Origin of the sequence: Salininema proteolyticum, from assembly GCF_042685645.1 — a bacterium.
Lineage (GTDB): Bacteria > Actinomycetota > Actinomycetes > Mycobacteriales > Micromonosporaceae > Salininema > Salininema proteolyticum.
In genome coordinates, this window is record NZ_JBHUNX010000001.1 from 678583 (window position 1) to 703337 (window position 24755).

General features: G+C 68.7%; 19 protein-coding genes, 3 tRNA genes and 2 pseudogenes. 13 read left to right on the top strand and 11 right to left on the bottom strand.

What is annotated here, in order from left to right:
• Nucleotides 1-180 precede the first annotated feature (180 nt).
• Nucleotides 181-903 (bottom strand): SDR family NAD(P)-dependent oxidoreductase, encoded by a 723-nt coding sequence (locus ACFTE1_RS03190; protein WP_380617514.1) that lies wholly within the window; start codon nucleotides 901-903, stop codon nucleotides 181-183.
• Nucleotides 904-1000: 97 nt separating this feature from the next.
• Between ACFTE1_RS03190 and ACFTE1_RS03195 the strand changes: the two genes are divergently transcribed.
• Both ACFTE1_RS03195 and ACFTE1_RS03200 read left to right on the top strand, forming a co-directional pair.
• Nucleotides 1001-1558, top strand: coding sequence for a TetR/AcrR family transcriptional regulator (locus ACFTE1_RS03195; RefSeq protein ID WP_380617513.1), 558 nt, complete (start codon nucleotides 1001-1003; stop codon nucleotides 1556-1558).
• Nucleotides 1559-2025: 467 nt separating this feature from the next.
• The gene (locus ACFTE1_RS03200) at nucleotides 2026-3840 is read left to right on the top strand and encodes a glycosyltransferase (RefSeq protein ID WP_380617512.1); all 1815 of its coding nucleotides are present in this window, start codon (nucleotides 2026-2028) and stop codon (nucleotides 3838-3840) included.
• A 25-nt stretch (nucleotides 3841-3865) separates the two neighbouring features.
• Here ACFTE1_RS03200 and ACFTE1_RS03205 read toward each other — a convergent pair whose 3' ends face one another.
• Both ACFTE1_RS03205 and ACFTE1_RS03210 read right to left on the bottom strand, forming a co-directional pair.
• Nucleotides 3866-4699, bottom strand: coding sequence for a MerR family transcriptional regulator (locus tag ACFTE1_RS03205; RefSeq protein WP_380617511.1), 834 nt, complete (start codon nucleotides 4697-4699; stop codon nucleotides 3866-3868).
• A 47-nt stretch (nucleotides 4700-4746) separates the two neighbouring features.
• The gene (locus ACFTE1_RS03210; RefSeq protein ID WP_380617510.1) at nucleotides 4747-5253 is read right to left on the bottom strand and encodes a VOC family protein; all 507 of its coding nucleotides are present in this window, start codon (nucleotides 5251-5253) and stop codon (nucleotides 4747-4749) included.
• 222 nt (nucleotides 5254-5475) lie between these two features.
• Here ACFTE1_RS03210 and ACFTE1_RS03215 point away from each other — a divergent pair, with 222 nt between their 5' ends.
• The gene (locus ACFTE1_RS03215) at nucleotides 5476-7362 is read left to right on the top strand and encodes a carbohydrate-binding module family 20 domain-containing protein (RefSeq protein WP_380617509.1); all 1887 of its coding nucleotides are present in this window, start codon (nucleotides 5476-5478) and stop codon (nucleotides 7360-7362) included.
• Between the two features lie 117 nt (nucleotides 7363-7479).
• On the opposite strand, the gene ACFTE1_RS03220 is transcribed toward ACFTE1_RS03215, so the two are convergent.
• Both ACFTE1_RS03220 and ACFTE1_RS03225 read right to left on the bottom strand, forming a co-directional pair.
• Nucleotides 7480-7689, bottom strand: coding sequence for a hypothetical protein (locus tag ACFTE1_RS03220; RefSeq protein ID WP_380617508.1), 210 nt, complete (start codon nucleotides 7687-7689; stop codon nucleotides 7480-7482).
• Between the two features lie 35 nt (nucleotides 7690-7724).
• A tRNA-Arg gene (locus tag ACFTE1_RS03225) sits at nucleotides 7725-7801 on the bottom strand.
• 300 nt (nucleotides 7802-8101) lie between these two features.
• Here ACFTE1_RS03225 and ACFTE1_RS03230 point away from each other — a divergent pair.
• Entirely contained in the window at nucleotides 8102-9067 is a 966-nt protein-coding gene (locus tag ACFTE1_RS03230; RefSeq protein ID WP_380617507.1) for a M48 family metallopeptidase, read from the top strand.
• 51 nt (nucleotides 9068-9118) lie between these two features.
• Here ACFTE1_RS03230 and ACFTE1_RS03235 read toward each other — a convergent pair whose 3' ends face one another.
• Nucleotides 9119-10465: a dipeptidase gene (locus tag ACFTE1_RS03235; protein WP_380617506.1), complete on the bottom strand. Its 1347-nt coding sequence runs from the start codon at nucleotides 10463-10465 to the stop codon at nucleotides 9119-9121.
• Between the two features lie 27 nt (nucleotides 10466-10492).
• On the opposite strand from ACFTE1_RS03235, the pseudogene ACFTE1_RS03240 reads away from it, so the two are divergent.
• A pseudogene (locus tag ACFTE1_RS03240) lies at nucleotides 10493-11125 on the top strand (SURF1 family protein); the annotation flags it as partial.
• Between the two features lie 29 nt (nucleotides 11126-11154).
• Here the strand turns inward: ACFTE1_RS03240 and ACFTE1_RS03245 are convergent.
• Nucleotides 11155-13431 (bottom strand): transglycosylase domain-containing protein, encoded by a 2277-nt coding sequence (locus ACFTE1_RS03245; RefSeq protein ID WP_380617505.1) that lies wholly within the window; start codon nucleotides 13429-13431, stop codon nucleotides 11155-11157.
• Nucleotides 13432-13658: 227 nt separating this feature from the next.
• On the opposite strand from ACFTE1_RS03245, the gene cobA reads away from it, so the two are divergent.
• From cobA to ACFTE1_RS03275, 6 genes are all read left to right on the top strand, one after another.
• Entirely contained in the window at nucleotides 13659-14861 is a 1203-nt protein-coding gene (gene cobA, locus ACFTE1_RS03250) for a uroporphyrinogen-III C-methyltransferase (RefSeq protein WP_380617504.1), read from the top strand.
• Between the two features lie 226 nt (nucleotides 14862-15087).
• On the top strand, nucleotides 15088-15297 hold the full coding sequence (locus tag ACFTE1_RS03255; RefSeq protein WP_380617503.1) for a DivIVA domain-containing protein: 210 nt from the start codon (nucleotides 15088-15090) through the stop codon (nucleotides 15295-15297).
• 225 nt (nucleotides 15298-15522) lie between these two features.
• Nucleotides 15523-16488, top strand: a complete 966-nt coding sequence (locus ACFTE1_RS03260) for a hypothetical protein (RefSeq protein WP_380617502.1) — start codon at nucleotides 15523-15525, stop codon at nucleotides 16486-16488.
• Between the two features lie 182 nt (nucleotides 16489-16670).
• On the top strand, nucleotides 16671-17654 hold the full coding sequence (locus ACFTE1_RS03265) for a hypothetical protein (protein WP_380617501.1): 984 nt from the start codon (nucleotides 16671-16673) through the stop codon (nucleotides 17652-17654).
• A gap of 172 nt (nucleotides 17655-17826) precedes the next feature.
• Nucleotides 17827-18117, top strand: a complete 291-nt coding sequence (locus tag ACFTE1_RS03270; RefSeq protein WP_380617500.1) for a hypothetical protein — start codon at nucleotides 17827-17829, stop codon at nucleotides 18115-18117.
• 145 nt (nucleotides 18118-18262) lie between these two features.
• Nucleotides 18263-19111, top strand: coding sequence for an NADP-dependent oxidoreductase (locus tag ACFTE1_RS03275; RefSeq protein ID WP_380762903.1), 849 nt, complete (start codon nucleotides 18263-18265; stop codon nucleotides 19109-19111).
• 48 nt (nucleotides 19112-19159) lie between these two features.
• On the opposite strand, the pseudogene ACFTE1_RS03280 reads toward ACFTE1_RS03275, so the two are convergent.
• The 4 genes and pseudogenes from ACFTE1_RS03280 to ACFTE1_RS03295 form a co-directional block, all read right to left on the bottom strand.
• Nucleotides 19160-21187, bottom strand: a pseudogene (locus ACFTE1_RS03280) (acyltransferase family protein); the annotation flags it as partial.
• Nucleotides 21188-21336: 149 nt separating this feature from the next.
• Nucleotides 21337-21409, bottom strand: a tRNA-Glu gene (locus ACFTE1_RS03285).
• 69 nt (nucleotides 21410-21478) lie between these two features.
• A tRNA-Glu gene (locus ACFTE1_RS03290) sits at nucleotides 21479-21554 on the bottom strand.
• Nucleotides 21555-21698: 144 nt separating this feature from the next.
• On the bottom strand, nucleotides 21699-22283 hold the full coding sequence (locus ACFTE1_RS03295) for a hypothetical protein (protein ID WP_380617499.1): 585 nt from the start codon (nucleotides 22281-22283) through the stop codon (nucleotides 21699-21701).
• Nucleotides 22284-22714: 431 nt separating this feature from the next.
• Between ACFTE1_RS03295 and eno the strand changes: the two genes are divergently transcribed.
• Both eno and ACFTE1_RS03305 read left to right on the top strand, forming a co-directional pair.
• Nucleotides 22715-23995: a phosphopyruvate hydratase gene (gene eno, locus ACFTE1_RS03300; protein ID WP_380617498.1), complete on the top strand. Its 1281-nt coding sequence runs from the start codon at nucleotides 22715-22717 to the stop codon at nucleotides 23993-23995.
• A 153-nt stretch (nucleotides 23996-24148) separates the two neighbouring features.
• Nucleotides 24149-24676: an FtsB family cell division protein gene (locus ACFTE1_RS03305; RefSeq protein ID WP_380617497.1), complete on the top strand. Its 528-nt coding sequence runs from the start codon at nucleotides 24149-24151 to the stop codon at nucleotides 24674-24676.
• Nucleotides 24677-24755 lie beyond the last annotated feature (79 nt).

A 24755-nucleotide genomic window follows, 5' to 3' on the forward strand; every position in this document is an offset into this window, starting at 1 on the left:
GCTCGAGGTGGTTTCCGGGCGGGCGGCCGTGCGGCGCCCGCATTCCTGTGAAAAGCTCCCGGACAACTATCGGTCCGTACTTGAAGATGCTTTGCAGGCGAGGAGGCGGCGACCGGAACCGCTCCCGGACTACCGCCTCCTTGCCCTGCCGATTCGCCTGAACTAACGACGGTCTCCGCCTCAGCCCAGGGCGTTGAAGACGGCCTCAGGCCTATCCCGCTCGGCGACCAGTTTCCATGCGCCATCCGCGATCTCGTCCGGGTTCAGGGAGAACTTCGCGGGGTCGCCCATCGACTCCGCGTTGGCCTCGAGCGTCCGGTAGATGTCGCTGCGCTCGATCGCCCCTCCGATGGTGAGGGCGCCCGCGTAGACGCCCGTCCCGGCGAGCCCGGCGTTGAGCGTGGTGGCGTAGTTGCGCATGGCGGCGCTGATGACCGCGAGGGAACCGATCTGGGGCATCGGGGTGATGGAGCCGATGCCGGTGGCGAAGAGGAGGGCGCCGTTCCCGCGCTCCACCATTCCTGGCAGGACCTTCGCCACCGCGTCCATGGCGCGGTAGACGGTCTCCATCTGCTGCCCGGCGTCCTTGCTGTCCATTTCGGTGATCGGCACCGGATTCCCCGCGTTCGGAGCCCCGGGCCCGTAGTAGACCGCGTCGACGGTGCCGAAACGGGCGGATATCTCGTCGAGCACGGCTTCGAGGCCGTCGCGGTCCATCAGGTCGGCGGTGAAGGACTCCGCTTCGACGCCGGCGCTCCGCAGGGACGAGAGGTAGCCCGAGTGCCGGTCGGCAGAGCGGGAGACCAGGGCGACTGAATAGCCCTCTTTCCCGAATCGGTGGGCCAGGGACATGCCCAGGCCCGGTCCGGCGCCCAGGATGACGGCGGTAGGGGAGTTCGACATGGGTGGGTTCCTTTCGCGAGATTAAATTGAGGGTTCCCTCAACTTGCTCCGACGGTACCACAAGTTGAGAGGACCCTCGACTTTGTAGAATGGGGGCATGCCCGCTGAGAAAAGGCCCCGGCGCTCCGACGCCCTGCGAAACCGCGACAAGCTGCTGTCCACCGCCGTCGAGCTCCTCTCCGCGCGCGGCCTCGACGTTCCGATGGACGAGGTCGCCCGACAGGCCGGTGTGAGCATCGGAACCCTCTACAACCACTTCCCGACCCGACAAGACCTCTACGACGCGATCCTCCCCGGGCGCCTGGCCGCGTTCGAGAAAATCGCCGAGACCGCTTTGGCGGAGGAGGACCCCTGGCGGGCCTTCACCGGATACCTGGACGACCTCTTCTCCATGCAGGCGGGGGACCGCGGCCTCAACGACACCATGTCGCGCCGCTACTTCCTCAGCGACGAGGTGGACGAGATCTGCCGGCGCGGCTTCGACCAGGCGGTGCTGATATTCGAGCGGGCCAAGGCCGCCGGGAGGCTCCGCCCGGACTTCGAGGCCCAGGACCTGGCGATGCTCGTCTGGGCCGTCTCGCAGCTGATCCGGGAATCCGCCGACTGGCGCCGCTTCCTGGACCTTCATATAGGCGGGCTGCGGGTCGGGGATTGAGGGAAACTCGGCGGCTCGAGACCGACAGGCCGTCGGCGAGCGGGAAACCGGTGGTGCGTGGCCGCAAGGCGTAGGAACTCCTCTGAGAGTCGTTGGGGGAGCGGCCGTCGGGATCGGCTGACTCCAGCCGGGAGGGCGGCATTCCGGTGGTGACGGCGGCCTCGGGGAAAGGTTGCGGGGAATTTACGTGATATACCCTCCAGTAATCGAATACAGCTCATTCTGTTTATGGATACCGACTAGACTGTTCAGGCTTCCGTCCTACGGGCGGAAGCCTGAAATCCTTTCCATGACGGCCACTGCGATCGAATCGTCACAACCGGAGCGGACCTGCCGGCCTGCTTTCCCCCGCACGGTTCGACCCGGTCACTGCCGCTGTGAAAGGCGACCCCCGACTGCTCCGAAGGCTCTGCGACGGTGCTCCGCTACGGTTCGGCAGTCCTCCGGTGAGAATGAGAGAGCCCCGAATGTCCCGCAACGATGTGAAGCGGTCCCTTCCCCGTGAACCGATCTACGGTCTGACATGGACGATCCCCGACAATTTCGGAGGGTTGACGAGCGTCCTTCTGCACCGCAGTTCCACCTTCGCCCGGCTGGGTCGTCGCCGGGTGGACATTCTTACCCTGGCCTACGGCCTGGACGTGCGCGCCCGTGAACGCGAGCTGCGAGAGACGGGCCGACTGGCGAAGAAGGCGCGGCTGCGCAACCTCTGGAAAGAGCTGGCGAACCTATCCGATCGGAAACTCGCCAAGGGGTTCGCCGCGAACGACCACACGTTCGACGAACCGACAGACCTCCTTTCGTATGAAGGAGCGGGAACGACGAAGCGCCTCGCCGCCGACGGCACCGTGCTTCAGATCGACTATTTCCGCCGCAATGGGACGCGTCTGGTGTCGGACCGCCGCGATGTCAAGAAACGCGGCACCGTCGGCGGCCGTAGACTGACTCTCTTCTCGAGGAAGGGCGCGGTGTTGAACCAGTGGACCCGGGCCACGGGCCTGTACTTCGCCTGGTTCGACCACGTGATGGGTACCGGTCCGGCGTACTTGATCAACGACTCTCAGTTCGTAGGCGGCTTCCTGCACAACTACCGGCGCCCCGACGTCACCACCGTCCAGGTCCTGCACAATTCGCATCTGGACCACGGTGCGGAGGACTCGTTCGGCAGGTTGGCGGGCCACATGGTCAAGACGGTCAAGGGGCTCGGCTCCTACGATCTGGTGGCGCCATTGACGGCACGGCAGGCCGGCGAGCTCGACGAGGCCCGCCTGGCCGGCGGGAACATGATCCCGATCCCCAACTCCCGCACCCTCGACGAGCGGCCCGACGTCGGAGAGCGGGACAGGAACGACGGGATCATGGTGGCACGGCTGACCTATCAGAAGCGGATCGAGCACGCGGTCGAGGCCTTCGCCAAAGTGCGGGCCGACGGCGGCGAGGCGAGGGTCCGCATATTCGGTGACGGCCGCCTCCGGGAGAACGTGGAGCGGCAGATCGAAGAACTCGACGCCACCCCGTACGTGACCCTGATGGGCCACCGCACCGACGTCAAGGAGCATTTCCACCGGGCCTCCTTCAGCGTCCTGTCCAGCCGCTTCGAGGGCCTGCCCCTGGTGCTCGTCGAGGGCATGGGGGCCGGGTGCATCCCGATCGCCTACGACGTGCGCTACGGGGCCGGCGACATCATCACGCATGGCGTAGACGGGTTCCTGGTACCCGCCGGGGACGTCGACGCCCTCGCCGCCACCATCGCCGAAGTCTCCACCCTGCCGGAGGACAGGCTGCGGGAACTGCGCCGCAACGCACGCGAACGGGCCGCGGACTTCAGCGACGAAGCGGTCACCCGCGAGTGGGGAGCGGCGCTGGCCGAGGCACGCGACCGGAAACGGGCGCTAAAGAGCCCGAAGGGGAAGGCCGTTCTCGACAACCTGCGGGCCAAGCAGTCGGAGCTCGTCTTCGAGGGGCGGATCGCCGACGGCGCCGAGTTGAACGGGGCCACGGTGTATCTCTCCTGGTCGGCGCGCGGGCTTCCGGTGTACGGGCGCATTCCGGCGACCGTGCGAGAGGAGGCCGGATCCGGGCTCGCGTTCGAGGCACGGTGGCCTGTAGAGCGCTCCCGTCCGGTCGGGAGCGGTGTCCTGGACTTCGACGTCGAGGTCGAGGTCCCCGGCGGGTTCGCCCGCATGCGCTTGTGCGCCTCCGAAATGCTGGACGCGGAGGCTGTCGAGAACCTGGAGCCGTACGTGACCGTGAAGGGCAATGTCAGCGTGAAGGCACTCTAGCCCGCCGGCCCGGGGACGGTCGAGGTCACGAATCCCAAGTGGCCGTCTCCGGGGCGACGCCGTTGGCCTCCGCGTTGGCGAACAGCACCCGCCGCAGCCACTCCGCCAGGCCGGGGGCGAGCCCGTCGTAGTGCGCCGCGAATCCGGGGTCTTCGACGAACATGCGGCCCATGCACACCTGCATCGCGTGGGTGCAGTCGAAGTAAGTCGACATCAGGGCGCGGTGCCGTTCCGCGAGCGCGTTGGCCTCCGCCGACCCCGGTTCGACGCCGGACCGCTTCGCCGCTGCCAGGTCCGCCTGAAAAGACTCGGTCGCTGCCGCGACATTCTCCCAGTCCGAAGGCGACAGCTCGGCGGCCCGCCGTGAGTACTGTTCCCACTGGGCCGTCCGCCCCCAACGCTGTTCGGCCTCGTCGACCCATTCCGGCCGCCAGTCGTCTCCGAAGATCTCGACCTGCTGCTCGGGGCTGAGCCGCATCCCCGAAGCCGAGGTCTCCAGCATCCGGTCCACCGCGCCCACCATCCGCCGCAGCCGCTCGATCTGCTCCAGCAGTTCGCGCCGCTGCCTGTGGAGGTGGTCGTTAGCGTCGGTGTCCGGGTCGTCGAGGATCCGGCCGATCTGGGCCAGCGGGAACCCCAGCTCCCGGTAGACCAGTACCCGGTGGAGGCGGGCCACGTCCTCGCCGGAGTAGACGCGGTATCCGGTCCGGGTGCGGCCGCCGGGCCGCACGAGTCCGATGGCGTCCCAGTGGTGCAGGGTCCGGACGCTCACGCCGACCAGGCTCGCGGCCCGGCCGACGGTGAGGGCGTCCGCGGGATCGTCGGGGCCCGGCCCGGGCCGGGCGGCTTCGCCGGTCATGGCACCAGTGTCGCACGCCCGCCCGGGGATCACGGCTGGCTCCCGCCTCACGGCTTCGGAATCTGGAAGCCCGATTCGCGCAGTTCGTCGGCGAGGTCGCTCTCCGGATCGATCGGCCGAGCCGCGGTCATGACCACCCGGGTCTTCTCCGGTGTGACGACGGTGAGCTCGACCGAGTTCCACGGCATCTCGCGCGGTCCTTCGGTGCAGCCGGGGACCAGCTTCTCGCAGCGGTCCCGGATCTCCTCGATCTGGTCGGGCACGCACGCGAAGTTGACGCTGACAGCAGGGGCCTCGTCGGGCTGCTCGCCCGGCACTAGCAGCAAGTCCTGGAACGCCCACCGCCGCAGATGGGTCACCGCGCCGGGAATCGTGAAGATGTCGGCGAACCCCAGCCCTTCTAGCCAGAAGTCGCGGGACGCCTCCAGGTCGGCGGTGGGGCTGAGGGCGAACATCGGCATTCCGTAGAACTGCCGGTAGATCTCGGGTGCCTTCGCGTCGAGGGCCGGCATCGGGACGGGGCTCTGGTATTCGGTCTCGTTGTTCTCTGTCATGCCCCGAATCTTCTTCCCTCACGCCGCGTGAGGGTCAAGTCCGTTATGACGGACGTCACTCCCGGGTTCGTCCCGAGGGGACTGGGGGCGAGACGTCGATGTTTGACATCGCCGCGTTCCCTGAATAGTCTTGCATTCATCTGGAAATTACTATCTATAAATGTCATCGTCATGGCGGTTCACGCAAGAACTTGCACGATGACCGGAACGGAGAACAACGACATGACCATGAGACAAGCCCTCAAGGGGCGACGGGCGACGGCGATCGCCGCGGCCCTCGCCGTCGGCACGCTCGCCGCCGCTACGCCCGCGTCCGCCCAAGGAGCCGACGCTCCCGACGCCACCGCGCCCGCGCCCGACGAAGAGGTGGACAGGCAGTCCGCCGCCCCCGCCGTCACCGGAGACTCGTCGGTCATCGCGCTGTTCGAATGGAACTGGAACTCGATCGCCGAGGAGTGCGCCGACTTCCTCGGGGACTCGGGCTACACGCACGTCAAGATCTCCCCGCCCCAGGAGCACATCCTCGCCTCCGATACGGACACGCCGGACAACTGGTGGATCCAGTACCAGCCGGTCAGCTACAAGCTCGACTCGCGTCTGGGCACCCGCGCCGAGTTCGAGAACATGGTCGACACCTGCGCCGCCGAAGGCGTGGGCGTCATCGCCGACGTCGTCGTCAACCACATGGCCGCCGGCTCCGACTCGACCCGGCACGGCCACGCGGGCAGCGAGTACCGGCGGTTCCACTACCCCGAGGCCGGATACGACTCCTCGGACTTCCACAGCACCGGATCGTCCTACTGCGAGATCTCGGACTACACCGATCGCTGGGAGGTCCAGAACTGCCACCTGGTCGGCCTCAACGACCTCGCCACCGAACAGGACGACGTGCGCGCCACCATCGCCGCCTACCTGCAGGACCTGCTCGACGTCGGCGTGGTCGGCTTCCGCGTCGACGCCGCCAAGCACATGCCCGCCGCCGACCTGGAGGACATCATGGGCCGCCTGGACGGCGACCCGTACGTCACCCACGAAGTCATCTACAACAAGGACTCGAACGAGCCGATCAAACCGGACGAGTACTACGGATCGGGATCGGTCCAGCAGTTCGACTACTCGCGCTGGATGAAGAACCACTTCGCCGGGGAATCCAAGGCGTCGTACCTGCTCGACCTCGGCGAGCACTGGGGCTTGTCCCCGGACGCCTCCGCGCAGGTGTTCGTGCAGAACCACGACACCCCGCGCGGGGGAGACTCCGCCGACTACCTCGACTACTTCACCGGCGGCGGCGACTACCTGCTCGCCAACACCTACATGATGGCCTACGACTACGGGGTCACCTCGCAGATGTCGGACTACTCCTACACCGACAAGGACCAGGGGCCCGACCTCGAAGGCGGCACCGACTCCGACGTGGCCGACGTCGACTGCGACGCGATCACCGGCCGCTGGGCCTGCCAACACCGCGAGGCCCACTTCGCGGGAATGGCCGCCTTCCGCGAATCCGTCGCCGGAACCGGCGTGAACGACGAGTGGCACAATGACGGGAACGCCTTCGGCTTCGGCCGCGGCGACGCCGGGCATATCGTGATCAACAACGAGTCCTCTCCGGTCAGCGCCACATTCAACACCGCGATGCCCGCCGGCCGGTACTGCGACGTCCTCGGCGGCGACGCCGTCACCGTCTCCACCGACGGCACCTTCACCGCCACCGTGGGCGCCGGCGAGGCCCTGGCCGTTCACGTCGGCGCTCCCTACACCGACGGCGCCTGCGAATCACCGGACGAGCCCGGCCCCGGTGAAGGCGAGGTCTGCGTCGACGTGAACGTCAACGCCACCACCTGGTACGGCCAGGAAGTCCACATCACCGGGTCCCTCGACGAGCTGGGCAACTGGAGTCCCACCGCCGACACCCGCCTGTCCGCGGAGGAATACCCGTGGTGGGAGGGGGACGTCCACCTGCCCGCCGACACTTCGTTCGAGTTCAAGTACGTCAAGGTCGCCCCGGACGGAACGGTGGAATGGGAGAGCGGCGCCGACCGGACCTTCACGACTCCCTCCGACGATTACCAGGGGTGCTTCGCCTTCGAGGACCACTGGCGCGACTGACACGCCTTTCGGGGAAGCCGGGGAGACGGCCGTCGTTCCATGCGGTGTCCAGCGGCGGAGACGATCGTGGCGCAGGCGATCACGGCAGGTGCTATGCCCCTGGGTGCTCGGGGATTCTCACGCGGAGGGCGGGCCCTCGTCCCGCTCCGCCTTCTCCGCGTCCTTCTCGGCCCGTCCGTCCATGGCGACGCCGATGGACAGGCCGACGGCCATGCCGATGGGCATCCAGACGCCGATATCGTCGTTCACCACGCCGATGGCCGTGCCGACGGACATACCGATGACCATGTAGAGCGGGTACTTGGGAGATCTCTTCTGGTCGGTCATGGCGGCCGTTCTGACGGGGGACGGGGAGAACGAGGTGGTGCGCCAGGTAGGATTCGAACCCACGACCGTCGGATTAGAAGTCCGATGCTCTATCCAGCTGAGCTACTGGCGCCGAGTTCCCGCGGAACCAGCGACAGGATACCGCGACGGCACCAGCACGCGAAAGTGGGGCGTCACGAACGTGGCGGAACGCCGAGCAAGTGACACCCCATTGCTGACCCGTGTCCATAAGTAGCCGTACCGGACGGTGAAGTCAACACCGGTCGCGGCGTGTCGTCACCCGGTTCCCGAGCGAGTTCTCAGACCGTGGCACGGGTGTGTCACACTGACAGGCGACCGCCGGACAACCCCAAGCCGTTCACCGAGGAACGCGACCCCGTCCCGACGGGCCGGCGAGGTTGAAGGAGTGAGCATGGACGAAGAGGCCCCGCGCCGCCGCACCACCCTGACCGGAATCTCCTCCCGCGCCTGGGAACACCCAGCGGACCGGGGAGCCCTGACGGCGCTGAGGGAGCTGAGAGGCTTCGACACCGTCATGCGGAAGCTGTCCGGCATCGTCAACGAACGCGCCATCCGGCTCGCCTACCTGGGCTCCGGCATCAAAGTCGACCGCCACCAGTACAGCCGCGTCCACGACGCCTACATGGAGGTCGCCGCGACGCTCGACATCTCGGACCTCCCCGAGCTGTACATCATGCGCAACCCGGACCTGGGCGGCATGTGCGTCGGCATCGACAAGCCGATGATCATCATCAACTCCGGCTCCCTGGAGATGCTCGACGAGGACGAACTGCGCTTCCTCCTCGCCCACGAACTCGGCCACGCCGAGTCGGGCCACGGCCTCTACCAGACCATGCTCAACACTCTCCTGCGCCTGACCACCAGCGTCGCCTGGATACCCGTCGGAGTCGTCGGCCTCCGCGTCATCATCGCGGGCCTCATGGAGTGGAGCAGGAAATCGGAGCTCTCCGCCGACCGCGCCGGAGCGCTCGCCGTCCAGGACCCCGGCGTCAGCGTCCGCTTCATGGCCAAGATGGCCGGCGGCGGCGACCTGAGCGACGTGGACACCACCGCCTTCCTCGCCCAGGCCAAGGAGTTCGAGACGGGCGGCGACCTGCGCGAGAGCTTCCTGAAGCTCCTGATGCTGGAGACGCGCTCGCACGACTACGCCGTCGCCCGCGCGGCGGCGCTGAAGACCTGGACCGACGAGGGCGAGTACCTCGACTACCTCGCGGGGGAGTACCCGCGCCGGGAGGACGACGAGAACGTCTCCATCTCGGAGGAGGCCAAGGCCGCCGCCAAGTCCTATAAGGACCTCTTCAACGCCTCGGGAGACCCGCTGGCGCGCATGCTGCGCAAGTTCCGCGACAACATCTAGACGTGAAAAAAAGGGGGCCGGTCCGCACGGACCGGCCCCCCTTTCAGGTCTTTAGGACTCCTCGGCGGCGAGCTTCTCGAGCAGGAGCGCCTCGGCGACGCAGGCCCGCTCGAACATCTCGACGTCGAGCGACTCGTTGGGCCCGTGCGCCTGGGACTGCGGGTCCTCGACGCCGGTCACCAGGATCGACGCCTCCGGGAACAGCTCCTGGAACGTCGCGATCATCGGAATCGACCCGCCGATGCCCAGCTCGACGGTCTCGGTCCCGCCCCAGGCCTCGGCGAAGGCCCGCTTGGCGATGTCGAAGCGGGGCCCGTCGGTGTCGATCGAGCACGGGTTGCCCAGGCCGCCCTCGTCGACGACGGTCACCTCGGTGCCCCACTCGGCGTTCTCGGCGAAGTGCGCCTTGATCGCCTCGTAGGCCTCGGCCGCCGTCTGCGCGGGGCTGATGCGGAAGGACACCTTGGCGCGGGCCGAGGGCTGCAGGGCGTTGGCGGCCTCGGCGGCGCGCGGCCCGTCGAAGCCCAGGACGGTGGCGGTCGGCTTGTGCCACAGGGAGTCGGTGAGCTTGCCCGATCCGATGAACTCGGTCGCGTCGAGCATGCCGGACTCCCGGCGCAGCTGGTCGGCGTCGTAGTCCAGGGTGGCCTTCTCCTGGCCGGCCAGCCCCTTGACGACGACGTTGCCCTCGGCGTCGTGGAGAGTGGCGAGGAGCCGCGTCAGGGACGTCAGGGCGTCGGGGATCGGGCCGCCGAAGATGCCGGAGTGCACGGCCTGCTTGAGGGCCTTGACCTCGACGTAGCAGTTGACGACGCCGCGCAGGGTGGTCGTCAGCCCGGGCACGTCGGTCGACCAGTTGGTGGAGTCGGCGATGACCACGACGTCGGAGCGGAGGGCGTCGCGGTGCTCGGCGAGCAGGTCGTCCAGCGTCGGCGAGCCGACCTCCTCCTCGCCCTCGATCAGGACGGTCACCCCGACCGGCGGCTTGCCGCCGAAGGCGCGGAGGGCGGCGACGTGCGCCATGACTCCGGCCTTGTCGTCGGCGACGCCGCGGCCGTAGAGGCGGCCGTCGCGCTCGACGACGGTGTAGGGGTCGTCCTGGTCCCAATTGGCGGTGTCACCGGGCGGCTGCACGTCCTGGTGGGCGTAGAGCAGGACCGTCGGCTTGCCCTCGGGAGCCGGGAACTTGGCGACCACGGAGGGCTGCCCGTCCCCGTGGCGGATGGTCTGAATCTCGGCGCCCAGGTCCGCGAAGAGTTGCTTCACGGCCTCGGCGCCGGCGCGCACGTGGGAATGGTCGAACCCGTCGAACGCGACGGAGGGGATGCGGACAAGCTGCTCCAGATCGGCGCGGACGGACGGCATTGAGGCCCGCACCGCGTTTGCGACTTCACTCATGGCACCCGATTCTAGACGGCGGATAGGATGGGGAGCGTGTCGAAGCATCCCCGGTCCGATTCCTCACGGTCGGCCGACTCTCCCGAGCGGCCGCGCAACGCGGCCCTGCGCATCACCGTGCTCACCGCCGTCGCGGTCATAGCGGTCATCGTCTGCGCCCTCCTGTCGCGATGGCAGTGGAACCGGGCGGTCGACCGCGCCGACGCCAACGAGCGGATCGAGAACACCACCGAGGTCGTGGCCCTCGACACCGTCCTGGAGAAGGACGCCGACCTGGCCGACGAGGACCGGTGGGTCCTGGTCGAGGCGACGGGGACCTACGCCGAGGAGGACGTCATCGTGCGCCTCCGTTCCAACCAGAAGAAGAACGGCTACGAGGTCGTCACGCCGCTGCTGCTCGACGACGGCTCTGCCGTCCTGGTGAACCGGGGCTTCACCGAGAGCCTCGACGACATTCCGGAGGCCCCGGAGGGCGAGGTCACCGTGGACGGGCGGCTCTACGAGTCGGAGCCCGACGGAGGCGGCATCACGGAGCGGGACGGGCACACCCAGGCCCGCCGCATCAACACCGCCGAGCTGTCGCAGGAGACGGGGCTGAACCTCAGGGAGGGCTACATCGGCCGAACGGAGACCACTGACGAGCTCCGCCCGATCGCCGCCCCCGCCTTCAAGGACTGGATGAACTTCTCCTACGCCGGCCAGTGGGCGCTCTTCGCGCTCATGATGCCCGTCGGCTGGTTCATCCTCGTGCGCAAGGAGCTGCGGGGCGAGTCGACCCTGACCCGGGGCTCCCGCGGCGAGCGCGGCAAGAGGCCCCGGGTGGACCGCGACGCCTTCGAAGAGGCCGCGGGTAACCGGATCGAATAGGGCGGCGCCTTGAAGTCCTTGACCGGCTTGCCCTTCAGGTAGTCCCTCATGATCTCAGCCGCCGTGACGCGCGAGTACTTGAGCTCGCCCATCGGGACGTTGTTGAAGATGTAGTCGGGGTCGGCGATGAAGGTGCCGACCGTGACCTGCGGGGTGCCCCCGATGAACCACGAGGCGCGGTTCGAGTCGGTGGTACCGGTCTTGCCGGACACGGGCCGCTTCACGATGTCCCCGACCTCGCGGGCCGTGCCCCACGACCCGCAGCCGACGCCGGAGCGCTGCGTCTCCGTCACGCACCGGCCCGCGTCGGACGCCGCCAGGGCGACGTCCTCGTCGATCGCCTGGTGGCACTTCGGCGAGGCCGCCTCGACGTCCTGGCCGCGGCTGTCGATGATCCGCTGCACGGGCAGGGGCTCGCACAGCTGGCCCTTGCCGTTGACGGTGTTGTACACATTGGTCAACTCGATGGGCTGCGCGTCCGAGACGCCCAGGGTGAACGGCCCCCACCCGGCGCGCCGCTCCTCGGAGGCGTAGAACTCGTCGACCTCCGTGTGCCAGGTCAGGCCCATGCGCTCGGCCATCTCGACGGTCTTGTCCGCCCCCACCCTGTCGATGAGCTGGGCGAAGTAGGTGTTCACCGACATGCCGAACCCGGACCACATGTTCCGCGATCCGGCCATCTCCGGGTTGGCGTTCGACGGGCACCACACGCCGCCGCACGTCGCCGGCCCGGGAGCCGACGCGAACGACGTCGCCACCTGGTGGGGCGAGCCGATCGTGTAGCCCAGGTCGTACCCGGAGTCGAGGGCGGCCAGGAGCGTGAAGATCTTGAACGTCGACCCCGCCTGGTAACCGCGCGAGGAGCCGCCGCCGAGCAGCGGGTTCACAGTGTTCGGATAGTTGCCGTTGCCGGAGGAGTACGGATTGGAGTGCGGCCCGTTCTCACTGCGGTCGTAGGCGTATTTTCGATTGATGCCCAGCGCCTTGATGCGCCCCGTCCCGGGTTCCATGACGACCGCGCCGAACGCCCGCTGGGAGTTGTAGCCCTTCCTCTTGGTCAAGTGCTTCTGCGCGCTCTCGTGCGTGTCGAGGTTCAACGACGTGATGACCGTGTAGCCGCCCTGGCGCAGGTTACGCTCCCGTTCGTCGGGGGTGTCGCCGAACGCCTCCTGTTGGCGGAACCAGAGCCGGACGTAGTCGCAGAAGAAGCCGTACTCGTTCGACCAGCCGTCGGGGTCGATGCACGAGTTGGGGACCTCCGAGCGCGTCAGCTCGATGGGGACGCCCGTGATCTCCGTGGCCTCCGAGCGGGAGATGTAGTCCATCTTCACCATGCGGTTGAGGACCCAGGTGCGGCGGTCGAGCGCCGCCTGCTGTCCGTCGGTGAACGGGTCGAAGGACGAGGGCGCCTTGACCAGCCCGGCGAGCAGGGAGGACTCCTCCAGGTTCAGCTCGCTGGGGTGCTTGGAGAAGTAGACGTGGGCCGCGGCGAAGATCCCGTAGGCGTTGTGGCCGAAGTAGGCCTGGTTGAGGTAGCGCTCCAGGATCTCGTCCTTGGTCAGCTGCTCCTCGACCGCCATCGCTAGGCGGGCCTCCCGGATCTTGCGCCCCATCGTGTCCTCGGAGGCGTCCATGACCTCGCGGATCGAGTCCGCGTTCAACTGCAGCGCGCCCCGAACGTACTGCATGGTGATCGTCGAGGCGCCCTGCCCCGTGGCGGACCCCGAGGCCTGGTTGGCGACCGCCGCGCGCACGATGCCCCTGTAGTCCACGCCGTTGTGCTGGTAGAAGCGGTTGTCCTCCGCCGCCACCATCGCCTGGCGCATGACCGGCGCCACCTCGTCCAACTCGACCTCGCGCCGGAACTCGTCGTAGAAGAGGCTGATCAGCGTCTCCCCGTCGTCCGCGTACACATAGGATGTCAACGGCGGGTCGGTGTCCACGACCTCCGCCGAGAGCTCCTCGAGGGCCTCGAAGCCGGCCTTGGCGCTCAAGCCGCCCAGCATCGCTACGGGCAGCAGCACGGCGGCGACGGCGATGCCCGCCAAGAGCGAGGCTCTGAACAGGGCGTACACCGCCTCCGCTCGCTTCTTCGCCACCTCCGAGTGTTCCTCGTGTTTTGCGTGCTTTGCGTGTTTTCGGGGACGTTGGCGCATATGACCAGTCTAGATCCACCTCACATTTTTGGGTAGGTGAACGCGCAATCGGGCTTCCCTTCGTCGGCCCGGTCCGAACCGCGAACAGTTCACTGGGGCCCTCGGGGAGTCGGGGCCGCGACGCCGCCTCGCCTAACCTGGAGGCAAGACCGAGCATGAAGGATTTCGCAGTGAGCATTCTGCCCATCGGCCTCAACCTGGAGTCGAAGCCCGTCACCGTCATCGGGGCGGGAGCCGTCGCCGCCCGCCGCGTCATGAAGCTGGCCGCGGCCGGAGCCGTCGTCACCGTGGTCGCGCCCGAGGCGACCACCGCCGTCGAGACCATGGCCGCGCGCGGCGAGGTCGCCTGGGAACGTCGCGAGTGGAGCGACGGAGACCTCGAGGGCGCCTGGTTCGCGGTGGCGGCCACGGACTCCCCGGAGGTGAACGCCGCGGTGGCGGAGGAGGCGGAACGCCGGCGCGTGTGGTGCGTCCGCTCGGACGCGGGCGACGAGTCCGGGGCGTGGATGTCGGCGTCGGTGACCGTCGGGGACGTGACGGTGGGTGTCAACGCGACCCGCAACCCCAAGCGCGCCATGGCGGTCCGGGACGAGGTCGAGCGCGTCCTCGAAGCGGGCGCGGTGGCTCTCGGGCCGGAGAAACGGCGCGGACAGGTCACCCTGGTCGGATCGGGGCCGGGCCATCCCGGACTGATCACGGTCGCGGGCCTGGCGGCGCTCCGGCAGGCCGAGGTGGTCGTGACCGACCACCTGGTGCCGCAGGAGCTGCTCGCGGAGCTGAGCGGGGACGTGGAGCTGATCGACGCCGCGAAGATCCCCTACGGGCGTCAGACGGGGCAGGACGAGATCAACCGCCTGCTCGTCGAGCACGCCCAGAAGGGCAAGGCCGTCGTCCGGCTGAAGGGCGGCGACGGGTTCGTCTTCGGGCGCGGGGCGGAGGAGATGGACGCCTGCGCGGCCGAGCAGATCCCCGTGCGGGTCGTCCCCGGAGTCTCGTCCTCGCTGGCGGGGCCGGTGTCGGCCGGCGTCTCCGTGACCGAACGGGGCGTGGTCCACGACTTCACCGTCATCTCCGGGCACGTGCCCCCGGGGCACCCGAACGGCCTGACCGACTGGCGGTCCGTCGCGGGTCTGACCGGCACGCTGGTCCTCCTGATGGCCGTGAAGAACCGCGCGGCGATCGCGGAGGCCCTGATGGAGCACGGCAAGGCGGGCGACACCCCGGTCCGGGTGGTGGAGAACGCCACGACCCCGCGTCAGACGGAGCTGTCGACCACCTTGGAGCGCCTGGGGGACGAGGAGGTCTCCTCTCCGGCGGTCATCGTCGTCGGGCCGGTCGCCGGACGCGCCAGGGAACTGCCGAGCATCGGGTGAGGACGCCGCGTCGGCGGCGGCTCACCCGGGGGCGGATACGGGGCGGGGGAATGGGAGCGCTCTCCATTCGGAAGGACCGGTTCCCACGTGGCGATCCATCGCAATTGAAAACTCGGCATTTAGAGTGAAATTGATACGATACCTAACTATATACCCTGGTGGGAATGGTGGGAATATCGAGTCCAAGATTGCACACGCATCATTACGTGTGGCACACTCTATGGCTATGGAGAGCCCCTATTTCTCAGTGCAGCTTCGCGGATACGACAGACAGCAGGTGGACCGCGCCATCGAACGCATCAGGACCGCCATCGAGTTGGGATCGCCCCCGCATCCCGACTCGATCGTCAGCCTCGAATTCCAGAGGACCCTTCGCGGCTACGACCGCTACCAGGTCGACGAGTACCTCCAGGACATCGCCGACAACTTGAAATAGGCCGACCGAAGGGAATTCCCTTCGCGGCCGGTCCCGCACGATCGGCGGTGCCGGAGAAAGCCGGCGATTCCATTCGCGTGGGGCGGTCGGTGTCCGGATCGGACGGCGGCGAACGGGATCGTGTCGCATTTTGTGGAAAAGTGTCCGTTCGTTTCGGGGCCCCACACGATAAAGCCGGGCAGAGGACCGTCGCGGAGGCGGAAGCGGACGGTTACCATGGAGGGCGTGAACGACACGCCGCAGCCGGCCTCCGCCGGACCAGACCCCCGAGACCCGGACGCCGCATCGGAGAACGAGGCTCCGGCCGAAGAAGGCCGGACGGAAGCGGGCCGGGCCGAGGCCGAGCAGGACGAGGGCGTGAGGGCACCGGTGTCCGAGGACGACGAGGCCCCTCAAGCAGCGGAAGAGTCGGCGAAGACCCCGGAAGAACCCCGGCAGACGCCCCCGCGGGAGGTTCCGTCGAGTGCGGAGCAGTCCTCTGCGCCGGAACCCGCTTCCACGGAACCGCCGACGAGCACCGACCCCGCGCAGGCGGCGCACGATGCCGCGCCGGTCTCCATGGAACTGCCTCAGGGCACCGGTTCGGCTCCGCATGAGTCGGAGCCGGTCTCCATGCGTCCTCCGCAGGGCGCCGATCCGGCCTCCTTCCAGCCGGCTCAGGGCGCCGTACCGGCCGCCGCGCAACCGCCGCAAGGAATCGGGCCGATACCGGCGGCCTACGGGCAGCCGACGAACGCGCAGTACAACATGCCCATGGCCTACGCTCCCGCGGGCTACGGGCCGGCGATGCCGGCCGCCCCCGGTTACGCGCCTCCGCAATGGAGGCAGCCCATGCCGAACGTGGCCGGGTCCGTCGACGGATTCCTGCTGGTCTGGCCGAAGTACCGGAAGATGCTCTCGGGCCGGGGCGTGGCGTCGATGTGCTTCGGTATCGGATCGGCCCTGTTCGGGCTCGCCTCCATGCTGTTCTATCTGGGCTCCTTCTCCGCCGGCCTCACTCCGGCGGCGACCTCGCTCATCCTGGGCATCGGCGGACTCACGGCCGGGATCGTGTCGCGAAGGGAGATCCGCCGGCGCCCGGACGACGTCCGGGGCGGTGGAATGGCCGTCACCGGCATCGTCCTCAACAGCACCGGACTCGGAATGAGCGCTCTCGCCTCCGGTCTGGCAGCCCTGGCCTATTTCCTTTGAGCCGCATATCCATACGGTCGGAAACTGTACCGAGCGGGCGGTCGGGAAAGGCCAGTGTGGATTCTCGATGCGATCGCCGATAGAGTCGGGGAAAAGGCCGCTCCCCGGAACCGCGCGGCTCGGAATATCGAGCATCGCTTAGGATGTACCGGAACCCCGAATCGTCTTATGGAGAACCGCAAATGGAAAGCCGACGTTGGACAGCCGCTCTACTCGCCCTTCCCCTGGCGCTGGCGGCATGCGGAATGAAAGAGGCCTCCGAGGGCTCGGACGACGGGTCCCCGAGCGAGGAGGAGACGCGCGAGTACGGACTCGAGTCCGACGAGGTGTCGGTGCCCGACTCGATTCCGAGCGGAACCGTCGGCGTGCTCTACCTCGAGTCGGAGCAGAAACTCTGGACCATGGACTCCGAGGGCGCCTCGCGGGAACTGGTCGACCTCACCGAGATCGACGAGCGCTTGAAGGACGGCGTCGTGGAGGGCTCCATCGCCGTCTCGGACAATCTGACGGCCCTGTCCTTCGCCACCGAGGGCGACGCCGGGGAGCGCCTGGTCGGCGTGGACCTGACGAACGGCGCCGTCATCACGCTGACCGACCGGCCGCTGGACCTGGAGTGCGCCCCGCCGGCGTGGGTCCCCAGCGGCAGAGGGGTCTCGGCCGCCCTGATCGAGGACGACACGGTCTCCTACTCCCTGTTGAAGCTGGACGGCTCCGGGGAGAGCATCGACCTGCGGGGCGGCTGCACGCCCCAGTGGGAGAGCGACGCGACCGCCTGGACCCTCGACGAGGACCAGAACCTGACCGAGGTGACCTCGTCCGGAGAGGTCGGCACGACCATCGACCTGCGTGACCAGCTGGGCATGCCGGACGCGACCTTCGCGCTGACGGACGTCAAGGGCGACAGGGCCTGCGCCTCCAGCTCGCAGTTGAACTCGGACATCCTGGTGAACCTCGAATCGGGGACGGCGCTGCTGCTGGGGCCCGCCGACTCGGAGAGCTGGACCCCCGCGCACCACTGCGTCGCGGTGGGCGACGAGGGTTACTACTCGACGGGCATGGAATCGATGTCGGTGGAGGAGTTCGCCTTCGACCAGGCGCCGGTCTCCCGGACCGTCTCCGAGGAGGCCAGCGGGGCCCGCGTCATCGCGGTGGTGGAGAACGACTGAAGGTCGCCGCCAAGACAGCATACGGCCCACGGAAAGACGTCACGCTGACAATGGCGTAGTCCAGATGACGCCTATATGATGTCATGGAGTATTCTCGGTATTGCGCCGTCCGACCGGCGGCGTCCTGCCGAGGGGCGAACCAGCCCCCACCTCCCCGAAAGCGCAAGGAACGATGCCCGACCGACGCGGACCACTCTGGGTCCTCTGCCTCAAGCTCTACCCGGCCCTCCTGGTCGTCTGGCTCATCAGCCTGACCGGGGCCATCGTCCTGGCGGGCGGCGACGCCATGGACCGCGGCGAGGACCTGTCCTTCCCGCACCTCTTCACGGCCGCCGGAGCGGCGGAGGAGCCCACCCTCCACATCCACCCCGCCGGCTTCTTCATCGCGCTCGGCACGGTGCCGGCGGTCTTCACGGCCCTGATACTGGTCGGAGTCGTGATCCGGCGGCGGCGCTCGCGCTGAGGACCCCACTTTCGGCGGTTCCCTCTCAGGTCCCGGCCGAGCGTGTTGTCATAGGCGCATGAGAGCCGTCATCATGCCCGAATACGGGACACAGGAGCAGCTGCGCGTCGACGACGTGCCGGCCCCGGAGATCGAACCCGACGAGATGCTCATCCGCGTCGTCGCCGCGGGCGTCAACCCGGTCGACTGGAAGGTCGCCGCCGGATACCTCGACGCGGCCATGCCGGGCCGCTTCCCGCTCATACCCGGGTGGGACGTCGCCGGCGTCGTCGAGCGCACCGGCTCCGAGGTCCGCGACTACACCGAGGGCGACGAGGTCATGGGCTACGTCCGCTACCCGGAGGTCCAGTGGGGGACCTACGGCGAGTACACCAAGGCCAGGCGGCACATGGTCACGCGCCGTCCCGCCGGGCTCGGCTGGTCCGAGGCCGCCGGCCTGCCCCTGGCGGGGCTGACCGCCTACCAGTGCCTCCTCGCCGTCGAGGCCGGCGAGGGTTCCGTGGTCGTCGTCCACGCCGCAGCCGGGGGAGTGGGCTCCATGGCCGTCCAGACCGCGAAGGCGATGGGCGCCTCGCGAGTCATCGGGACCGCCTCCGAACGCAACTTCGGCTACCTGGAGGACCTCGGGGCCGAACCGGTCACGTACGGCCCGGGAATGATCGGTCGCATCGAGAACCTCCTCGACGGCGACCGTGTCACCGCGGCGCTGGACCTGTTCGGGGGAGGGGCCGTCAGGGACTTCCTCGACCTCGTCCCCGACCCGCACGGCATCGTCTCCATCGCCGATCCGGAGGCCCCTCAGCTGGGCGCGCAGTACGTCTTCGTGGAGCCCGACAGCGGCCACCTCGAGACCCTGGGGCGCATGGTCGACGACGGCCTGCTGCGCGTGGAGGTCTCCAGGACGCTCCCTCTCGAGGACGCCGCGGAGGCGTGGGTCGAGAGCAGGAACGGCCGCACGAGGGGCAAGATCGTCCTCGAAGTGGCGCGGCCCTAACCATCCCGTCTTCTGTTTGACGGCGTCCGCGGCGGCGGGCCACAGCGTCGCGGCGAACGTCGCGTTGAGGTGCGCCGCGTCGCGGAACGTGCGGACGTTGCCCATCACCGCCGGACAGGAATCGTCCGGGCAGACGTACGGACCGAAGTCCACGAAGGTCACATTGTCCGGCACGTTCTCGTAGCGCTCCTGCGGAGGCACCGGGTCGAGGCTGCGCTCCAGGTCGTAGGAGCACTCCTCGACGCTCTTCTGACGTATGCAGTCGTCCAGGCGCCCCCTGCGGCGCGGGATGTCGCGGACGGCCAGGACCGGGACGCCCATGCGGTCGAGCACCTCCCAGCGCTCGGCGAATCCCGGCGGGACCTCTTCGCGGTCGTAGAGAGCCCGCGAGCCCAGGGCGACCACGAGGTCGGGGTCGTAGCGCTCGATCTGCGGAATGGCGTCCTCGTTCCACTGCTCGCAGGTCTCGGCGATCTCCCGCTCGTAGCCGAAGGCGCCGTCCAGGACGGTGAACTGGCAGCCGCTCTTGGAGAGGGTCAGCAGCCGCCACCCGTTGTTGAGCGCGGCGTGCTCGAAGGCGGGGAACCAGTGGCCCACGCGCGAGGCCCCGACGAGCATGACGGTGCGGTCGGAGTCCGGGTCGCCGTACTCGCAGACCTTCGCCTCGGCGCTCTTCAGCCCGGGGTCGCAGCCGTCGGTGTTGAGCTGCGGGTAGTCGCCGTCGTCCTCCAGGGAGGGAACGAAGTCCCGCTCGGGGACGTCGCCGTACTCCTCCGGTCGCAGGATCGTCAGCGCGCCGGGGTAGTTGTCGAAGTCGGAGGCCGCCTCGGCGGTGGCGCGCTGGGCCTCGTAGCGTTTCTGGTCGATGAGGCCCCCGGCGACGTGGGCCGCGGCGGCGACGGGGACGACGAAGGCGAGCCCGGCGGCGAGCGCCTTGACGTGGATCCGCTTCTGCGGCTTCCACTTCAGCAGCGGCCTTTCGAGGGTGTAGGTCGTCGCCGCCGCGAGTACGAGGGAGGCGGCTATGACGTAGAAGCCGCCCCGCCAGGTGGCCTCCTCGCGGCCGGAGACGTGGAGGTAGAAGACGAGGACCGGCCAGTGCCACAGGTAGAGCGCGTAGGACCAGGACCCGAGCACCGCCAGGGGCCGGAGAGTCAGGAGGCGGTCGGCGGCGTAGGGCTTGCCCGTGTTCCCGGCGAGGAGGACGAAGAGCGCCGCCGCGGTGGGCCACAGGGCGATCCAGCCGGGGAACATCGCCGAGACGTTGACCAGGGCGCCGCACAGCACCAGGCCGGCCAGGCCCAGCCAGCCGATGGCCACGCGGATCCCCATGGGCAGCTTCACCTTCGCGATGAGGAGGGCCGTCGCGCCGCCGAGGGCGAACTCCCACAGGCGCGTTCCGGTGTGGAAGTAGGCCAGCTGCTGGTTGGCCGCGGTGAGGTGGACCGAGTAGGCGAACGAGGCGGCGAAGACGGCGGCCATGGCGCCGAGGGCCATGAGCTTGAGGGCCTTTCGCGAGGTCAGCTTGGCGAGGAGTGCCAGCAGGGCGAAGAGGACCGCCCAGACGAGGTAGAACTGGCCCTGGATGGACATGGACCAGAAGTGCTGGACGGGGCTCTGGGTTCCCTCGCGCGCGAGGTAGTCCACCGAGTCGGAGGCCAGGGCCCAGTTCTCGAAGTACAGCGCGGAGGCGAAGACCTCGCCGACGACTCCGCTCCACTGCTCGGAGGGCACCCACAGGTACGTCGCCGTCAGGACTCCGAGGAGGACGACCGCCGCCGTCGGCAGGAGGCGTTTGGCGAGGCGGGCGAGGAAGCGCAGCGGGCGGACCCGGCCGTGGCCTTCGACCATGCGCAGGAGGGAGCCGGTGATGAAGAAGCCGGTCAGGAACAGGAAGACGTCGACGCCGCCGGAGACGCGGCCGAACCAGATGTGGTAGACGGCCACGAGGAGGACGGCGATGGCGCGCAGGCCCTCGATCTCGGGGCGGAAGGCGGGGCGTCGGGGTGCCTTCCCGTCGGCGGAGTCCTGGCGCGGGATCCTGGGCAGGGAAAGGGTCTTGTCTGTGACGGTCATCGTTGGAGAACTCTAGGAACCGGGGTTGAACGGTCTGTGAACTCGGCGGGAACCGCCGATGGCGCGAAAAGGGAGATTTCGGGCGGCAAGAGGAGGCCTTCGATGAGAGAAAGCAAGGGGCCGACCGAAGTCGACCCCTTGCGCATACGTACTCCCGAGCGGATTCGAACCGCCGTTTCCGCCTTGAGAGGGCGGCGTCCTAGGCCCCTAGACGACGGGAGCTCATTCAATTGTTCCTCCGGCGTGAACCGGATCCTCAAGGAGGGAGTCGCTGTGCGAAACCCCTTGCCTTGGTACTCCCGAGCGGATTCGAACCGCCGTTTCCGCCTTGAGAGGGCGGCGTCCTAGGCCCCTAGACGACGGGAGCTTGTGGCTTGGCCATTGCCCGCTTCACCACCGGTTTTTTCTTCCGGTCCGTGTCGCGAACAGAAACTATCTTACAGGCCCCGCGTCCGGCGGTTCCACCGGGGCGCCGTTTATGCCGTGCGCCACGGCCGCGCGTCGCCGCGCCTCAAACGGAAGAGGAGACCTGCAGGTCAGTGAACCACTCGTCGTCGACCCCGTCGGAGTAGGAGATGAGGCGGGCGTCGAACCGCCCCTGCGGCGTGCGCGCCTCGACCGAGGAGACGACGCCGATAACGGTCACGCACACCTCGAAGTCGGCCACGTCGGACTCGGAGGCGCCCTGGACGGTCACGCAGTCGGAGAGCTCTCCGGCCAGGGTGGTGTCGCTGAACTCGATCTTGGCGCTCGAGTCGAGGGCGGCCTTGTCCAGCCACGCGGCGACCGTCTCCTGCGGGGGCAGCGTGTTGTGCAGCTGCAGCTTGAGCCAGATGGGCAGCGACTCGGCCTCGTCGCCCGTCCAGACCTCGGCGGAGTCCTCGCCCACGACGGCGGCGCGGGCGTGCGAGGCGTCGACGGCGACGGTCAGGTCCGAGCCGTCGCCCAGGCGGTAGGTCGCGGTGTAGGCGCCGGTCGACTCGAGCCGGGAGCCGATCTCGGAGAGCATGACCCTGTCCTCGGAGGCCCCGTCGGCCGAGACGCAGCCGGCCAGGAGCAGGGACAGGACGGGGAGCGAGCGCAGGATCTTCTTCACGGGTGGGATCTCCCAACGGCGGGGACACGGCGGCGGGACCCGCGGTGCCGAGGTGCGGGCTGAGGTCGGGGTGGGGGACGCGGGCGGACCCGGTCACCACCAGTGTAGTGGGCGCCGACCGGTGCCCTGCGAGACGGTCACGGCCACCTATTCCCCGCCCGGTCGGCCGAGGGGGCGTAGGCTGTACGGGGGCGCAGCGCCGCGTTCCTCCGCGTGGAACCGCGCCGAGGCGACCGATCGCACACGGCGTTCCCGGAGGCCACCGTTTACGGCAGCGGCGTCGCCGCCCGGAGCGGACGACGGCCCGCCGAGGCTCGAGGGCTGGTGCCCGACGCCACAAATCCGGGCCTGGGGCGACGAGATCCGCGCGCGGCAAGAACCATGGAGTGAGCTCGAAGGCCACCGCCGGTGGCGACTACTAAGGAGTGACAGTGGCAGCAATTGAAGATCTCAGGGCGCGTGAAATCCTCGACTCCCGCGGCAACCCGACCGTAGAGGTCGAGATCCTGCTCGAGGACGATGTCCTTCAGCGGGCGGCGGTTCCGTCCGGCGCCTCCACCGGCGCGTTCGAGGCCCTCGAACTCCGCGACAAGGACGGCTCGCGCTACAGCGGCAAGGGCGTCACGACCGCGGTCGACAACATCAACGGCCCCATCCGCGAGGCCCTCATCGGACTCGAGTCCACCGAGCAGCGCTTCATCGACCAGCAGATGCTCGACCTGGACGGCACGCCGGACAAGTCGAACCTCGGCGCCAACGCGATCCTCGGCGTCTCCATGGCCGTGGCCCGCGCCTCGGCCGACTCGACCGCGCTGCCGCTCTACCGCTACCTCGGCGGAGCCAACGCCCACGTCCTGCCGGTGCCGATGATGAACATCCTCAACGGAGGGTCGCACGCCGACTCCAACGTCGACATCCAGGAGTTCATGATCGCCCCGATCGGCGCCCCCTCGTTCGCTGAGGCGCTGCGCTGGGGCGCGGAGACCTACCACGCCCTGAAGGCCGTCCTCAAGGACAAGGGCCTGTCCACCGGACTGGGCGACGAGGGCGGCTTCGCCCCGAACCTGGGCTCGAACCGCGAGGCCCTCGACCTGATCACCCAGGCGATCGAGACGGCCGGCTACAAGGCCGGGTCCGACATCGCCTTCGCCATCGACGCGGCCGCCACCGAGTTCTACCAGGACGGCGCCTACGTGTTCGAGGGCAAGAACCGCTCCGCCGAGGAGATGGCGAAGTACTACGAGGAGCTCGTGGCGGCCTACCCGTTCGTCTCCATGGAGGACCCGCTGGACGAGGAGGACTGGGCCGGCTGGAGCCAGCTGACCTCCGAGATCGGCGACAAGGTGCAGATCGTCGGCGACGACCTGTTCGTCACCAACCCCGAGCGCCTGGCCCGCGGCGTCAAGGAGAAGTCCGCCAACGGACTGCTCGTGAAGGTCAACCAGATCGGCACGCTGACCGAGACCGCCGAGGCCGTGAGCATGGCCCAGCGCGCGGGCTTCGGCTGCATGATGTCCCACCGCTCCGGCGAGACCGAGGACACCACCATCGCCGACCTGGCCGTCGCCTGGAACACCGGCCAGATCAAGACCGGCGCCCCGGCCCGCTCCGAGCGCGTCGCCAAGTACAACCAGCTGCTGCGCATCGAGGAAGACCTCGACGACGCCGCCCGCTACGCCGGCGCTTCGGCCTTCCCGAAGTACGGCGCCTAGCCGATCGCGCGGAGGCCTCCACGCGCGGAGACAGAGGACCGGTGCTTCGGCGCCGGTCCTCTTCTTCGCTCCGGCAACGGTTTCGGGAGTGACGCCCCAACGGATTCGGCGAGCGTTCGTCGGTTTCGCCCCCGGGAGTACTAGAATCGGCCCGTGAGCTCCAGACGATCCACCCGCCCCGGCGAAGGCCGCGGCGGTTCCCGAGGCAATCCCCGCGGCAAGGGCGGCCCCGGGCGCGTCCGCGCCACGAGGACGCGGGCCGGCGCGCCGCCGGACCTCCAGCGCCGGAAGAAGCGCCCGCCGCGCCGCATTTCGCGACGCGCGGCCGTCCTCGCCCTGGTACTGTCCGTCCTGGCCCTCGCCTACGCCTATCCGCTGCGCACCTATGTGGAGCAGCGGATCGAGATCGACCGCCTGGAAGACCGCAACGGCGAACAGCGCGACCGCATCGGAGACCTCGAGACGGAGCGCGAGAAGTGGGAGGACGACACCTACGTCGAAGCGCAGATCCGCGAGCGCCTCGGCCTGGTTCCGCCGGGCGAGGAGCTCGTCGTGGTGCTGGGCGGCGAGGACGGCAGGACCCGACCCGACCCGCGGGGTGACTCGGACCCCGATAGGCAGTGGTACGACGAATTCTTGGATACCGTTGAAGCCGCCGACCATCCGGAAGACGACGAGTAGCGCCCGACGGTGCCGCCGTCCGGCCGGCCACCGCCGAACCCCGGCGGACCGGGCCCCCGAGACCAGCCTTCAGAAAGCA